Annotated in this window: 16 protein-coding genes; 5 read left to right on the top strand and 11 right to left on the bottom strand. The window is 59.2% G+C overall.

Annotation, left to right across the window (positions count from 1 at the left end):
* Positions 1-6 precede the first annotated feature (6 nt).
* The 4 genes from IE102_RS17400 to IE102_RS17385 form a co-directional block, all read right to left on the bottom strand.
* Positions 7-417 (bottom strand): DUF3168 domain-containing protein, encoded by a 411-nt coding sequence (locus IE102_RS17400; protein ID WP_189489142.1) that lies wholly within the window; start codon positions 415-417, stop codon positions 7-9.
* 2 nt (positions 418-419) lie between these two features.
* Entirely contained in the window at positions 420-749 is a 330-nt protein-coding gene (locus tag IE102_RS17395) for a hypothetical protein (protein WP_189489140.1), read from the bottom strand.
* Positions 746-1,009 carry a head-tail connector protein gene (locus IE102_RS17390; protein ID WP_189489138.1) on the bottom strand — a complete coding sequence of 88 codons (264 nt, stop codon included), beginning with the start codon at positions 1,007-1,009 and terminating at the stop codon, positions 746-748. Before IE102_RS17390 ends, IE102_RS17395 begins: the two co-directional genes overlap by 4 nt.
* Before the next feature lie 150 nt (positions 1,010-1,159).
* Positions 1,160-2,377, bottom strand: coding sequence for a phage major capsid protein (locus tag IE102_RS17385; protein ID WP_189489136.1), 1,218 nt, complete (start codon positions 2,375-2,377; stop codon positions 1,160-1,162).
* Positions 2,378-2,680: 303 nt separating this feature from the next.
* Between IE102_RS17385 and IE102_RS17380 the strand changes: the two genes are divergently transcribed.
* The gene (locus IE102_RS17380; protein ID WP_189489134.1) at positions 2,681-3,085 is read left to right on the top strand and encodes a hypothetical protein; all 405 of its coding nucleotides are present in this window, start codon (positions 2,681-2,683) and stop codon (positions 3,083-3,085) included.
* Here the strand turns inward: IE102_RS17380 and IE102_RS17375 are convergent.
* The 6 genes from IE102_RS17375 to IE102_RS17355 form a co-directional block, all read right to left on the bottom strand.
* On the bottom strand, positions 3,039-3,476 hold the full coding sequence (locus IE102_RS17375) for an HK97 family phage prohead protease (protein WP_189489132.1): 438 nt from the start codon (positions 3,474-3,476) through the stop codon (positions 3,039-3,041). The genes IE102_RS17380 and IE102_RS17375 overlap by 47 nt on opposite strands.
* Positions 3,473-3,703, bottom strand: a complete 231-nt coding sequence (locus IE102_RS17370) for a hypothetical protein (protein WP_189489130.1) — start codon at positions 3,701-3,703, stop codon at positions 3,473-3,475. The genes IE102_RS17375 and IE102_RS17370 overlap by 4 nt, the downstream gene beginning before the upstream one ends.
* Positions 3,696-4,868: a phage portal protein gene (locus tag IE102_RS17365; RefSeq protein ID WP_189489128.1), complete on the bottom strand. Its 1,173-nt coding sequence runs from the start codon at positions 4,866-4,868 to the stop codon at positions 3,696-3,698. Before IE102_RS17365 ends, IE102_RS17370 begins: the two co-directional genes overlap by 8 nt.
* A gap of 117 nt (positions 4,869-4,985) precedes the next feature.
* A complete protein-coding gene (locus IE102_RS17360; protein ID WP_229807856.1) occupies positions 4,986-6,272 on the bottom strand; it encodes a DNA-packaging protein in 1,287 nt (428 codons plus the stop codon).
* Positions 6,181-6,579: a hypothetical protein gene (locus IE102_RS17945; RefSeq protein WP_229807855.1), complete on the bottom strand. Its 399-nt coding sequence runs from the start codon at positions 6,577-6,579 to the stop codon at positions 6,181-6,183. Before IE102_RS17945 ends, IE102_RS17360 begins: the two co-directional genes overlap by 92 nt.
* An 86-nt stretch (positions 6,580-6,665) precedes the next feature.
* On the bottom strand, positions 6,666-7,148 hold the full coding sequence (locus IE102_RS17355) for a YcgN family cysteine cluster protein (RefSeq protein ID WP_189489194.1): 483 nt from the start codon (positions 7,146-7,148) through the stop codon (positions 6,666-6,668).
* 74 nt (positions 7,149-7,222) lie between these two features.
* On the opposite strand from IE102_RS17355, the gene IE102_RS17350 reads away from it, so the two are divergent.
* The 4 genes from IE102_RS17350 to IE102_RS17335 all read left to right on the top strand — a co-directional run bounded on the left by IE102_RS17350 (position 7,223) and on the right by IE102_RS17335 (position 11,758).
* Positions 7,223-9,055: an ABC-F family ATP-binding cassette domain-containing protein gene (locus tag IE102_RS17350; protein WP_189489126.1), complete on the top strand. Its 1,833-nt coding sequence runs from the start codon at positions 7,223-7,225 to the stop codon at positions 9,053-9,055.
* A gap of 121 nt (positions 9,056-9,176) precedes the next feature.
* Positions 9,177-9,611: a DUF1493 family protein gene (locus tag IE102_RS17345; protein WP_189489117.1), complete on the top strand. Its 435-nt coding sequence runs from the start codon at positions 9,177-9,179 to the stop codon at positions 9,609-9,611.
* Between the two features lie 90 nt (positions 9,612-9,701).
* Positions 9,702-10,625, top strand: coding sequence for a hypothetical protein (locus tag IE102_RS17340; RefSeq protein ID WP_189489115.1), 924 nt, complete (start codon positions 9,702-9,704; stop codon positions 10,623-10,625).
* Between the two features lie 47 nt (positions 10,626-10,672).
* Positions 10,673-11,758, top strand: coding sequence for a DUF2336 domain-containing protein (locus IE102_RS17335; RefSeq protein ID WP_189489113.1), 1,086 nt, complete (start codon positions 10,673-10,675; stop codon positions 11,756-11,758).
* A 96-nt stretch (positions 11,759-11,854) separates the two neighbouring features.
* Here IE102_RS17335 and IE102_RS17330 read toward each other — a convergent pair whose 3' ends face one another.
* Positions 11,855-12,874: an alpha/beta hydrolase gene (locus tag IE102_RS17330; RefSeq protein ID WP_189489111.1), complete on the bottom strand. Its 1,020-nt coding sequence runs from the start codon at positions 12,872-12,874 to the stop codon at positions 11,855-11,857.
* Positions 12,875-12,992: the final 118 nt, after the last annotated feature.

Below are 12,992 nucleotides of genomic sequence, written 5' to 3'. Positions count from 1 at the left end.
ATCTTGTTAAGCCACCGCCTCCGTCACCGCCCGTACGCGCACCACGCCGTAAATTGTGCGCTGATCGGTGCCGCGAAACACGTCGACATAACTGACCCTAAGGTTCGCCAGCCGGTTGCCCTCCAGCGTCAGTTGGGCCTGATCAAGTATGACCCGCAGTTCCGCCGCCACAGCCTTGGCTTCTTCGGTGCCGTAAAAGCGCGACACGCAAGATAGCGTCACGATCTGCTCGGTAATCTCATCGCCGTTTCCAGCCAGAGGCCGGGCCTCAACCCGGTCAAGCGTGACATAGGGGTGAATGATTTCTTCGGGCAGTTCGTCATAGACGCGGACGGTATTGCCCAGCCACAGTTTCAAACTATCCTGAGCGCGCAGGTGGGTAATCAGCGCCTGTTGCAGCGCGTTAAGCGGATTCATGATCAAACGGTTCTTTCGATGCGGAGACGAAAATTCTGATCCGCCCTCTCATCAATCGATCGGATAATCCAATAGGCGCCCTTGAGATGAAGCTCATCGTTTGGCGCCATTCCGGCCCGTGTACGGACGAATAAGGTAGCGGTCTGCACAACATAACCGCGGCCATCGGTGCCGGTGACAAAGGCGGGGGTATCCGGCTGAAAATCGCCCCAGATCGTGCCGGTCAGGGTGCGGGTTTTCAGCCGCCCGCCTTGCGCCGTCTCGGTCGAAGTGACGCTATAACAGCGCGCCGGGGTTTGCAGATCGCGCGCCTTGAGGGGGGATAGAGTCATAACCGCACCTGACGATACGGTGATATCCAGGGCTCAACAGAATCAAGCGTCATCTCCCCGCGGGACTGGTAGCCCTCAGCCACCAGATTAAGCACGGCCAGCCGTAACGGTGCCGGTGACGCCTCATCGAGCACAAGCCCAAGCGCCGCATTGAGCCGCGCACTTGCTGCCGCGATCAGGGTGGCAATCAGCGCGTCCTCTTCATCGTGAGACACACGCAGGAACAGCTTCGCCTCTATGAGCGAAACAGGATCGGACATGGTGGGATTCCTTCTTCTCCTCCCTACGCAGTGGGGAGGTGGATCGGCGCTTTAGCGACGAGACGGAGGGGTATTTTAATGGCTACGCAGTACCCCTCCACCATCTACGCTTACGCTTGATGGTCCCCTCCCCATAAATGGGGCGGAGAATTAGCTCACCGCAAATTTCATGACTTTGATCGCATCAAAATTCTGCACGCCACCACCTACACGCTTGGTCGTATAAAACAGCACATAGGGCTTGGCCGAATAGGGATCACGCAGCACAGACAAACCCGCGCGGTCAACGATCAGATAGCCCTTGGCAAAGTCACCAAACGCGATCGACAGGGAGTTCGCCGCAATATCCGGCACGGTCTCGATCTCCTGCACCGGATAGCCGAGCAGCAGCGGTAATTGCCCGGCCTGCGTCGCCGGATGCCAGATGTAATTACCATCAGCATCCTTGAACTTACGGATGCGGGCGGCGGTGCGGCGGTTCATCACAAAGTGCGCATTGGCGCGATACTGCGACTTGGGCGCATAGATCAGATCAATCAGCGCATCGACCGGCGAAGACGCGGCAAAAGCGCCCGCTGCCCCAGACGCGATATGACCGATCTGCCCCCAGGTCGCGGACGCATCGGCGGCTGTGGTATAGTTCAGGAACCCCTTGGGCTTATTGACCCCGTCGCCGTTTACGAAGGCGGCCGTTTCCTGTGCCGCGAAACTGTCCTCAATCTCGGACGCCAGCCACTCATCAAGGTTGATAAACGCATCATCCAGCAGCGCCTGCGTCGCCGCCGGGGCCGCATAAAGTTCCGCCGCCGGAAATTCCAGCAGGTTCAGGGTTGACGGATCGGTCTCCGGACGCGCCGCCGTTTCGGTCACCCAGTTGGCGACGACACCGACGGTCGAGATCGGTTTCTTGAACGTCGCCGACCCGACAGTTCGCACCGTGGCGAGCGAGCGCATGGGCGAGACCTGCGCCAGACGGCGTTCGATAAAGCGTTCGGTCTCAACCGGCGCCATGGCGCCAGACCCCGAAGCCGTTGACAAACCGGCCTTAAGCTCCAGCGTGACACGACCGGATTTCAGATAGCCATCCCAGGCCGATTTGGCCTCAGTGACGCCGGTTTCGCGGGCGTCACCCGCCTCAACGGCCGGACGGGATTTGAGGCTGAGCAGCCGGTTCAGGCGGGCTTCGGCGGCTTGCAAACCGCCTTCGATGCGCTCAAGTTTGTCGTCGATCAGCCCGTCACCGCGCTTGGTCTCGATGGCGGATAGCCGCGCATCATTTGTGGCCTTGAACGCCTCAAACGCGCTTAAGACCTCGTGCAACGCGGCCCGCACTTCGGGCGAGGCCGTGGCTTGTTTAACTTCTTTCATTCATGTCTCCTTAAATGTCTCCTCCCTATCGCTCTGCGATGGGGAGGTGGATTTTTGGCAGCTTGCTGACAAAAAGACGGAGGGGGACGGCACTGTCGCTACCCCCACCACCGCATTTCATCGCTGTGCGATTTCATGCGGTCCCCCTCCCCGGTATGCCGGGGAGGTAAAGTAAAATTATGCCGGTTGCCCCCTCCTTCACGGCCCGCCCAAAGGCGGCCGCGCCACCTCCCCCGCTTCGCAAGGGAGGAGGAAATTCAAACAACTTGATTTTGTGGATCAAACCATCATCATGCTGTTGCCATGTCTGACTTCACACCTCTTGAAACCGCCGTCCTTGACAACATTTGCGCTGATTACGGCGACTTTGGTGAAACGTTACGGGCCCTGCTCGCGTCAGCAAAAGTCAGAGAGCGTGATAAAACCGGGCATGGATTTTACACGACGATAGCTGTCAACAAGACACTGCCAGCGATAGCCCCTGAACTGACCCGAATAGATGGGCCGGATGCACACATGCTGGGCATGGGCGAAGGCATGATCATGGGCTTCATACTGTGGTGGGAAAAAGGTTACCCCCAAAGCCTTGAGGGCTTTCAATATGGTGATGCCAAAGGTGATACGGTCGATCTGAAATCATATGATCTTTCGGCATTACGCTTCAGCCATATTGAACCGCTTCCGAAGGGTGAAACGGAACCATCTTAAATCGCGCACTCGGCAGCATCGGAAAGGTCACAAACGACACCTCCCATAGCTCAACCTCGGTCAGGACGCGCAGCCGCCGCGTCTCATCCGGTCTCGATTTGACCGTGCGAAAGCCGATGGAGAGGCCATCCAGCGCCCCGGCCCGGATCAGGCTTTGCACCAGGCGGCTTTCGGGTGTGAGATCAAACACCTGACCGCGCACAAATAATCCGGTGGCGTCCTCAGACACCTCATCCCAGACACCGACCGGCGTGGCGGAACCATGCTGATAGAGCATTTTCACGCCCTCAGACCCTGTGCGGATCAGCGATGCTTTGAACGCCCCCGGCACCACCACATCGTCATTCAGATCGCGCTCAAAAAACCGAGACGCATAGCCTTCGATGATCATAGATGCCCCCGATCCAGCTTGGTTTCGATACGCTCCAGCGATGCCCGCGTGGCCAGCGACTGTTCCTCCAGCCGCGCCAGCCGCTCGGTTAATCCAGCCTGTTGTTCCAGCCGTTTTTCGGTAGCCTCAATCCGCGCCGACATCCGCCCGACCCACAGCAGAACGAACGCCGTGTGAACTATGACCGTGACCACAACGGTGATAGGCACGCCGAATACCTCAGTCATGGCAGTCTTCCCGCTTCACATCCGCCAGCCCCGCCAGTTGACGCCGCTCGGCCTCGCTCAGGAAACTCGCGCCTTCCAGCCGCGCCCACAAAGCATCGCGCTCCGCCGTCAAGGCAGGCAGGCCCTCAAGGTCGCAAACGAGGCGCGCGCCCCCAAATTTCGGCTCAAGCCACGCACTCAGCGACCGCGTCGTTTTCTCGACCAGCGGCAAAATGGTGTGCCGCCAGAACGCGCCATTGGCCTCACGATAGTTGGCGTAAGAATTATCGCCCGGTATCCCCAAAAGTTGCGCAGGCACCCCGAACGACAGCGCAATATCGCGCGCCGCTGCGTGCTTGCCGTCGATAAAATCCATATCGGCCGGCGTCAGCGACATCGGCTTCCAGTCAAGCCCACCTTCGAGCAGCAGCGGCCGTCCGGCATTATTGACGCCGGCATGGGCCTCAGCCAGTTCGCTTTTCAGCCGCGCAAACTGATCTTCGGTCAGGCGCTCAGAGCCCTTGGCGCCGTAGACCAGCGCCCCCGAAGGCCGCGCCGAATTATCGAGCAGCGCCTTATTCCAGGCGCCCGACGCATTATGGACATCGATCGAAAAGGCGGCGGCCTCCAGCGGCGAAAACCCGTACCAGTCATCAAGCGGATGATAGAGCTTAAGGTGCAATACCTTGAGCCAGCCCGCCTCATCGCGGCCAATGGCGATCTTCTGGCCGCCGACGCTGTACTGGTAAGCTTCGGGCCAGCCCTTACCGTTCGGGACGACCTGCATCCGGTCGGGCCGCAGGTTCCACAGCTCAAACGGCAGACTGTCGATTAATGCCGCTTCAACATATGCATTGCCCGCGGTTTGCAGCGATCCGTAAATCGCCTCGCGCAAGTCAGCCCCGCCTTGCTCGCCATTGGGGCGTTCAATCAGGCGGCACAAAGGATGATCCGTCACCCGCTGACCGTCATGCTCAACCCGAAGCGGCACGGAAGCAGCCGCCTCAATGATCATGCGCACACACCGATAGGCGACGGCATTTTTCATGAAGCCTTCGGACGCCAGCGACGCATAATCGCGCGGCGTCCACTGGGCCTTGCCCATCTGCGACACGGCGATCAGGCTGCGCGCTTCGCTTTGTTTGGTCTCCACCCGTCCGAACAGGCGGTTTAGAAATTTTGACATTTAATCCACTTTTTAAGAACCTCCCCTGATGCAGGGGAGGAGGGAGGCCCGACAGGGCCGGAAGGTGGGGTTAAATTGCAGCCCAAAGACTTGGGGGCACGCCCCCAAACCCCTGAACTAAAGTCGGCTAAGCCTCGGCTCGGCCCGTCCGGTGATCAGCAGCGCCGTCAGCGCCCACACCAGCGCATCGGCCCGGTCGGGTGATCTGGCCGAACCGCCCTCACCACGCCCTAACGCCATCATCTCTTCCTCTAGCTTAAGGAACCGGCCCGCCCCGCAATGCGTCACCCGCCCCTGCTCATAAAGGGCGGCCACCGGCTCGGCGCGGGCGCGTTTACCGACCCGCGCATGGACGATTTCGATCGCCACATCGCACCCCGCCGTCGCTAAAATGCTGCGCACCATTTCGCCGCCCTGATTACCTTCGGCGACCACCCGGTCAGCGCCATGTTTCGCCACCATTTCAACCACCTGATTGGCCCAGCCCAGAGGCGACGGCTTTTCAACCGTCGCGTCCTGGAGCACATAACCGCGCCCGTCTCGGCGCCCCGCAACCACGATCCCGCAGGCATCGCCGTGATCGCTGACCGGCGGATCGACCGCCACCACCACGCTGTCAAACTGCGGCGGCTGGGCACCATAGCAGCGGGCAATATCCTCAGCCCGCCACAGAGCATGATCGTCGCTATCGACAATCGCCCCTTCCAGCTCCTGCGCCGCCAACCGAGTGCCGCCATAAATCGCCAAAAGCCCCGACAGAAAATCCTCAGACAGTCCGGCCTTATTCTCAGCCGTGGCGGAACGCGCCACCTCAACCCCGACCTCTGCCATCAGGGTTTTCAGCGCCCGGATCGGCTTGGGCGTCGTGGTCACGCATAATCGCGGCGCATCTCCCAGCCGCAAGCCCATCCGCAGCATGGCCAGCGTCTCCGCCGGTTGACGCCACGCGCAGAACTCATCGGCCCAGGCATGGTGGAACTGCGGCCCGCGCAACCGCTCAGGCTCCTCCGCCGAAAAGGTGTAGGCGATGGCGCCATTGGGCCATTTCACCCGCCGCCGTGACGGCTCAAAGACGGGGCGCATATCGTCCGCAGCGATGGCCATGAGGCCTGACGGCCCTTCGATCATCACCTCGCGCACATCGTGCAGGGTCGGCCCGATCAGGGCCAGCCGCGCCCGCCTGCTCGCACAGGCCGACAGCCATTCCGCCCCGGCCCGCGTCTTGCCCGCCCCGCGCCCGCCTAAGAACAGCCAGGTTTTCCAGTCGCCCTCCGGCGCCAGTTGCACGGGACGGGCCCAGAAAGCCCAGGTCTTATGGAGGTGTTTGAACTGCTCTATCGTCAGGCTGTCCAGCCACGCCTGCCTCGCCTGCGGCGTCAGCAAGGCGATCGAGTTTGCGTTCAAAAAAGCTGCGCCAGTCGGCAAGGGTATTGCCGCCATCTGGCCCGTTATCTGAGTCATATTCGGGGTCATTCATGTCCGTGTCTCCGCACGACGCTTCAGTGCGCGTGGCCAGATCGTGGAACTGCTCCACGCACTTGCCCACCGTCATCAGCGCCTTGGCGTGTTTTTCGAGGTCTGCCGGTTCCGTGGATCGCTTAAGCTTTTCCGCATCCGCCACCATCCGATCTGCCAGAATGAGCAGCCGGTTGATGTGGTCGCGCTTAAGCGTCTTGATTTCTTTGGGAGGCAGGGCCGGTGTCGTTTCCATGCACCGAATATGACACACCCCCAACCGCCGGGGATTAGAACGGGGATAGCTTTAGAACGCCCCCTGCAACAGGGGGAGTTCTGAGGCTACCCCTTCGGTTCCCAGTCCGAGCGATCCTCAGCCCATTCCATGGCCATAAAATCAATCGCGTCCTCGATGTCGGCAAAGGCGGTTTCCGACACAGTCTGGCCGCGGATTGACACCCCCGCCTTATGGGTGCTGTCTGGGTCACCGGTGATCAGCGGATGCCAGCGCGGCAGATCCTTGCCCTCATGCAGCCGCCGGTACGCGCACGATTTTGGCATCCATTCCAGCGCCTCAATATTGTGCGGTGTCAGCTTGATGCAGTCGGGTACATATTTCTTGCGGTTTGGATAGTCGGTACAGGTGCAAGCGTCGGGATTAAACAGCTTGCAGTGCACCCGCGTTGGGATCACCTCACCGGTGTCTTCATCCTCAAACCGCACCAGACAGCACAGGCCACAACCATCGCACAGGCTTTCCCACTCCGTTCGGTTCATCTCCGACAGGGTCTTGGTTTCCCAGAAAGGTTTGGCGGCGGCGGTCATGGCCGCCTTATCCGCCCGCATCGCGTCAAAATCAAGCCCTTGCCGTTTGCGGTGCGGGATAGTACAGGCTGGCCATGGCCAAAACACCCAGCACCAAAGCCCCTCTGCTCGCCCTCAAAGACATCCGCCTGATGGATGGCTCCCACCCGTTGTTTGACGGGGTTGACATAGCCTTGGAGCGCAATGTCCGCGCCTGTCTGGTCGGGAAAAACGGCGCGGGCAAGTCCACGCTCATGCGCCTGATGGCCGGGCTGATCGACACCGATTCCGGTGAGCGCATCGTCATGAACGGCATGAAGTACGCCTTCGTGCTTCAGGAGCCGGAGCCGGTCGGTGAGACCCTGCTCGACTGGCTGACCTCGGCCGGCGCGGAACATTATACCGCCGAAGCCGAACTCTATGCCTTCGGTCTTGATCCGCAAAAACAGACTTCGGGGCTTTCGGGCGGTGAAAAGCGCCGCGCCGCGCTCGCCAAGGCCTTTGCCGAAGAACCCGATCTGATCTTCCTCGATGAGCCGACCAACCACCTCGATATTTTTGCCATTGAGACACTCGAAGACCGTATCCGGTCGTTCCGTGGTGCCGTGTTGGTCGTAAGCCACGACCGTACATTCTTAGAGCGCGTCACTCAGCGTTGTTACTGGCTCTATAACCGCAAGGTGCGCCAGTTGGATGCCGGTTATTCGTCGTTTGAGGCCTGGTCCGATCAGGTCATGAAGGACGACGAAGAATCCCTCAGCCGCCTGCAAAAGGCGATCGAGCGCGAAACCAAGACCTTTTATTCGTCGATCACCGCCCGTCGGACTCGCAACGAAGGCCGTGCCGCAAGGTTGAATGCCATGCGCGCTGATGCCTCTGCGCGTTTGCTGCAACGCTCCAAGACCATGGAAATGTCGATCGATTCCGGCGGCACGTCGGGTAAGCTGGTCGCCGAACTCAAAGGCGTGTCAAAATCCTTTGGCGACAAGGTGCTGCTCAACGATTTTTCGACCCGCATCATGCGCGGCGACCGTCTGGCTATCGTCGGCCCCAATGGCGCTGGCAAATCGACCCTGATCAAGCTGTTGCTGGGTCAGGAACCGGCCAACAGCGGCGAAATCAAACTCGGCACCGCGTTAGAGGTCGCCTATCTCGATCAGGGCCGAGACGCGCTCAAGGGCGATGAAACCCTGTGGGACATGCTGGCCAATTCGGGTTCGGATCAGATTTTGGTGCAGGGTCAGCCCAAGCACGTCGCCGCCTACGCCAAGGATTTCCTGTTCCGCGACAATCAGTTGCGTCAGCCGGTCAAGTCCCTGTCGGGGGGGGAGCGCAACCGCCTGCAACTGGCGCGCGCCCTTGCCAAATCGACCAATCTGCTGGTGCTCGATGAGCCGACCAACGATCTGGATATGGACACGCTCGATCTGCTTGAGGACATGCTGGCCGACTTTGACGGCACGCTGATCCTGGTGTCCCACGACCGGGATTTCATTGACCGGCTGGCGACCTCGACCTTAGCGCTCAACGGGCGCGGCGGCGCGGTTGAAACCCCCGGTGGCTGGCAGGATTTCCTGCGTCAAAACCCGGATTTCTTTAGTGAGATCAGCTCAAAATCGCGCGAAAAAACCACGGGTAAGACGTTTACGCCAGCTCCGGCATCAGCCCCTGCTGCGCCCAAAATCGCCGCCAAAAAACTAAGCTACAAGGACCAAAAGCGCCTTGAGGACTTAACCGCCTTCATGCCGAAATGGGAAGCCGAGATCAAAGCGCTGGAGGCCGTGTTGGCCGACCCTGATCTCTATGCCAAGAACCCGAAAAAGTTTGACGCCACCATGGTCACGCTCGACCGCCTGAAAAGCGATCTTGAGGCTGGCGAAATGGAATGGCTGGGCCTGGAGGAAATGCGCGAAGGTTTGAAGGGGTAATTACCTCACCTCCCCATTTAATGGGGAGGTGGAATTGCCCGCGAAACCACGTCAGGTTTGTTAAATCTGGTAAAATTGTCTATGATTGGCCTCATGCATTTATCCGCGTGCGTGAACATATATGGACACTGAAATCGGCGCACTTGAAGGCTTCATAAAAGAATTTTGTGCGATTAAAAAACTTCCGTCGCAAACCGATGATCTTTTCGAGTCGCTGGAGATTTACGGTGATGATGCCGACGAATTCATAGTGGATTTCGGGCAGCGCTTTGGTGTCGACGTGTCTGAATACCGGTGGTATTTCCACACAGGTGAAGAGATAAGCTTCAACCCCGGTGCATGGTTTTTCAAGCCGCCAAATAAACGGGTGAGCTACATTCCCATCAGCTTTCAAACGCTACAGGCAGCTATCGCGAAAAGGATGTGGCCCATTGCCTATCCTCCGCACGAATTGCCAAAGGTCAGATGGGATATCCGCATTACCCAAGCGATCACTTTGATCCTAATCGCCATACCTATAGTGGGTTTTGTAATCGCAGCTACAACGTCGCCATAAATTCGGGCTATAGATTATAAGTTAGGCGGATATTAAACTTGACGGCGTAGGGTCATCGCGTTGCAACCTGTTTTTTGTGATCGCGGTGTGATGGTAAAGGCTCTGTTTCGTCTGAGTGTGTGCGGGATTTTGGTGAGTGTGCTGCCTGTGGCGGCCGCGCCTGACCCCATGCTTAACTGGCCCGGAAAACCATCAGATACGGCCCCAAAAGCCGGACAGTATGGTGTACCGCCGTCCCCTTATGGCGAAGTCGGTGGTTTTTTCAAAAAAGACCTGAACTGGGCCGGAAAATCACAAAACCAAACGGCCCCGAAAGCCCAGCCCGCAACCGCGCAAAACATACCCCCTGTGGCCCCCTCCGACATCTTATCCCCGGTTGCAGCATCGTCTGAGCGCCCCGCGCCCTATGTGCCGGAACCGGCTGCCGCCTATATCTACCGTCCGCGCAGCGTCGCCGTCGCGCCCCAAACCACACCGGTAATGACCGTGGCGTCTGTTAACGCCCCCGCCCTGCCCGCGCCGCCACCACGCCTGACGCCAGAGGCCCTGCGCGAACTGGAAGCCGCCGGGGCGGTACGTCATACATCTGCGCCCGCGACCAAACCGGCACCCGCCAAGCCCGTAGCAAAAGCGGTTCCGCCGCCGGTGACCATGGCGCCAATCCCCAACCCTAAGCCTGCCGCTCCTAAGCCAGCGCCGGTTCAGGCCGCTGCCGCCGCAAAGCCTGAAACGAAAGTGGCCCTTAATCCGGTTGCCCCCCCGTCTGGCCCGTCAGCGGCCGAACAGACTCTGACGGTCGCGCCCGATCCTGACGCCTACCACATCCCCCCCACCAGCAAATATTACCGCGGCCCGGCGGTTGCGGCGGGCGAAACCGACAGCGCCACCACCGATCAAAGTGCGCGTTATTATTCGCTGCACCGCGACTACGGTCTTGTGCCCGATAGTCTGTCCAACACCTCTGCGGCTGGTGACAACCTGCCGACGGCCCAAACTGCTGATACCAAACCGTAAAAACTACCGCGTTCCGAAATAGAATATTTCAATCACATGGTCTGCACATGTCATCTGCCTTATTATCTCTGATCGACCTCGCCAAGGAGCCGTCGAGCGGCAAACGCCGTGAGCTCCTGCGCGAAGTCACCAACCTGTTTCTGGCCCATCCTGACGCCATTTCCGACACGGAAATGCAGCTTTACGATATGGTCATGAGCCAGCTCACCGATGAGATGGAGGCCGTGGTCCGCGCCGAAATCGCCCATAAAATGTCAGGGGCCGCTGCTGCCCCGCAAGGGCTGTTGCGCCAACTGATGGTCGATCATATCGATGTGGCCGAACCGATCCTGATGCGCTCAAACGCTCTGTCGGAAAGCGACCTTTTGCACGTCGTCAACACCCAGGGACAGGAGCACTTACGCGCCGTGTCGCGCCGGGAAACCGTCACCGAAAACGTCTCCGGCGTTATTGTGCGACGTGGTGATGACACTACCCTGAACGTGCTTTTGAAAAACGACGGCGCGCGCCTGTCGCGGGAATCGACCGAAGCGGTGGTCGCCCGCGCTCAGGCCAATCCGGAACTGCACGCCGCCGTCATTGGGCGGACCGACCTGCCCGCCGACCTGATGAATGAGATGTATTTCGTGGTCGAAGCCCGCCTGCGTGAGCGCATCCTCGAAGAAAATGCCAAGCTCGATCCGGCCTTGCTGGATGAGGCCATGAGCAAGGGCCGAAACAGCGTCGCCATCGCTCACGGCTCTTACCCTGCGGATTTTGAAGCCATTTCGGCTGAGGTCGAGGCCCTGCGCAAGAACGAAAAACTGACCCCGCCGCTGCTGGCGCGCTATATGCGTGACCCGAATCCGACCTGGTTCCTGGTCGCCCTGTCGCAACTGGCCGATCTTGATTTTCTGACCGCCAAGCATCTGGTGGAAAAGCGCGAAATAGACGCCCTGGCAATTGCGTGTAAGGCTGCCGATCTGGAAAAATCGCTGTTCCTGACCTATGCCATGATCATGCTTAACCATCAGGAAAACGCCATGGCCAAGGCGCAGGAATATGGCCGGCTTTATGCCGACCTGCCGCGCGAAACGGCCTTGCGCACCATCCGCTTCTGGCGCCTGCGCCGGGCGGAGGGGCATGCGGCGTAGCTCGCAGAAAAGTTTTGGCACGATGTGCCAAATACGTTTTCTGCGGGTCAGGTTCGGTGAAAATTTTCTTGGGGCGGCCCTGCGAAAATTTTCGCTTTATTTGTCTGAATCGAAAGTCAGATTCTTGTCAAAAAACGGCAGGACATGGTTCTGGAAGCGGTCAGCGACGCCGCTGACGTGGTCGCCGTCATAAAGCTGATAGCTGTTTTCAATACCGTAATCGCTGAGGATTTTGTGCAGGGCTTCGGTATCGGTTTTCAGCCCGTCGCGATCCCCGACATCCAGGGCAATCGCCTTATATTTTCGCAAGCTCGGCACATATTGATGCACCATCGCGTTGGGCGCATTGGCCGCCCAGCGCGCCAGCACATCGGGCTGCACCACACCGTCTTTGGTCGGCAGATCGGCATAGAACGGTGGTGTCTTTGGGTTAGGTGACCAGGCCGACGCGGTGGCCAAAGTCGCCCGCTCCATGAAGCCCAGCGTCTTAGACTCCTCCGGGCTTTTCAGCGCTTCAAGCTTGGCGGCGGTCTCTGGCGGTGGAGCCCCGCGCGCCGACATGCAGCACGGGCTCATGGCATAAAGCGCGCCGAACACCTCCGGGTGCTTCATGCCGATACGCATGGTGCCGTAACCGCCCATCGAATGACCGGCCAGACCCCGGCTCTCACGTTTGGCGATGGTGCGGTAGTTTTTGTCGATATAGGCGACCACATCGCGGGCAATAAAGCTTTCCCAGTCGCCGGTCGTGACCGAGTTGGAATACATCGAGCCATTATGCACGGTCTGCGAATTGGGCAGGACGATGATCATGTCCTTCACACCCGCCGCAAAGGCTGCCTCGATTGTGGCGGGTGATTTGATCTCGCGCGTCCAGATCTCGTTATTGATCGAATAGCCGTGCAGGGCATAGATGACCGGATAGCGTTTTTGCGGGTTGGCGGCATAGTCGGCCGGAAGATAGACAATCACGCTGCGATCCGCCGAATTACCCTCCAGATTGCCCTCAAGCGATGTGCCGTGGACCGTAATCTTTTCTACGGTCACGGCCTGAGCATAGACTGCCGGCGCACAGGCAATAGCGGCCGCCACCATCAGGTGAGCGAAAATCTTCATCAGCGTCTTCCCGTTTTTATAAGTGTTATTTGACCGCTATTTACTCAGACTATTGCACATCTGTCAAAGCCCGCCATACTAAGCGATAGTCGAAAAGTGTAAGCGGTTTTCGACAACG

It is taken from the genome of Asticcacaulis endophyticus (assembly GCF_014652575.1).
GTDB classification, from domain to species: domain Bacteria; phylum Pseudomonadota; class Alphaproteobacteria; order Caulobacterales; family Caulobacteraceae; genus Asticcacaulis; species Asticcacaulis endophyticus.
The sequence above is the reverse complement of the archived record's forward strand: the minus strand, read 5'-3'. Positions and strand labels throughout refer to the sequence as shown.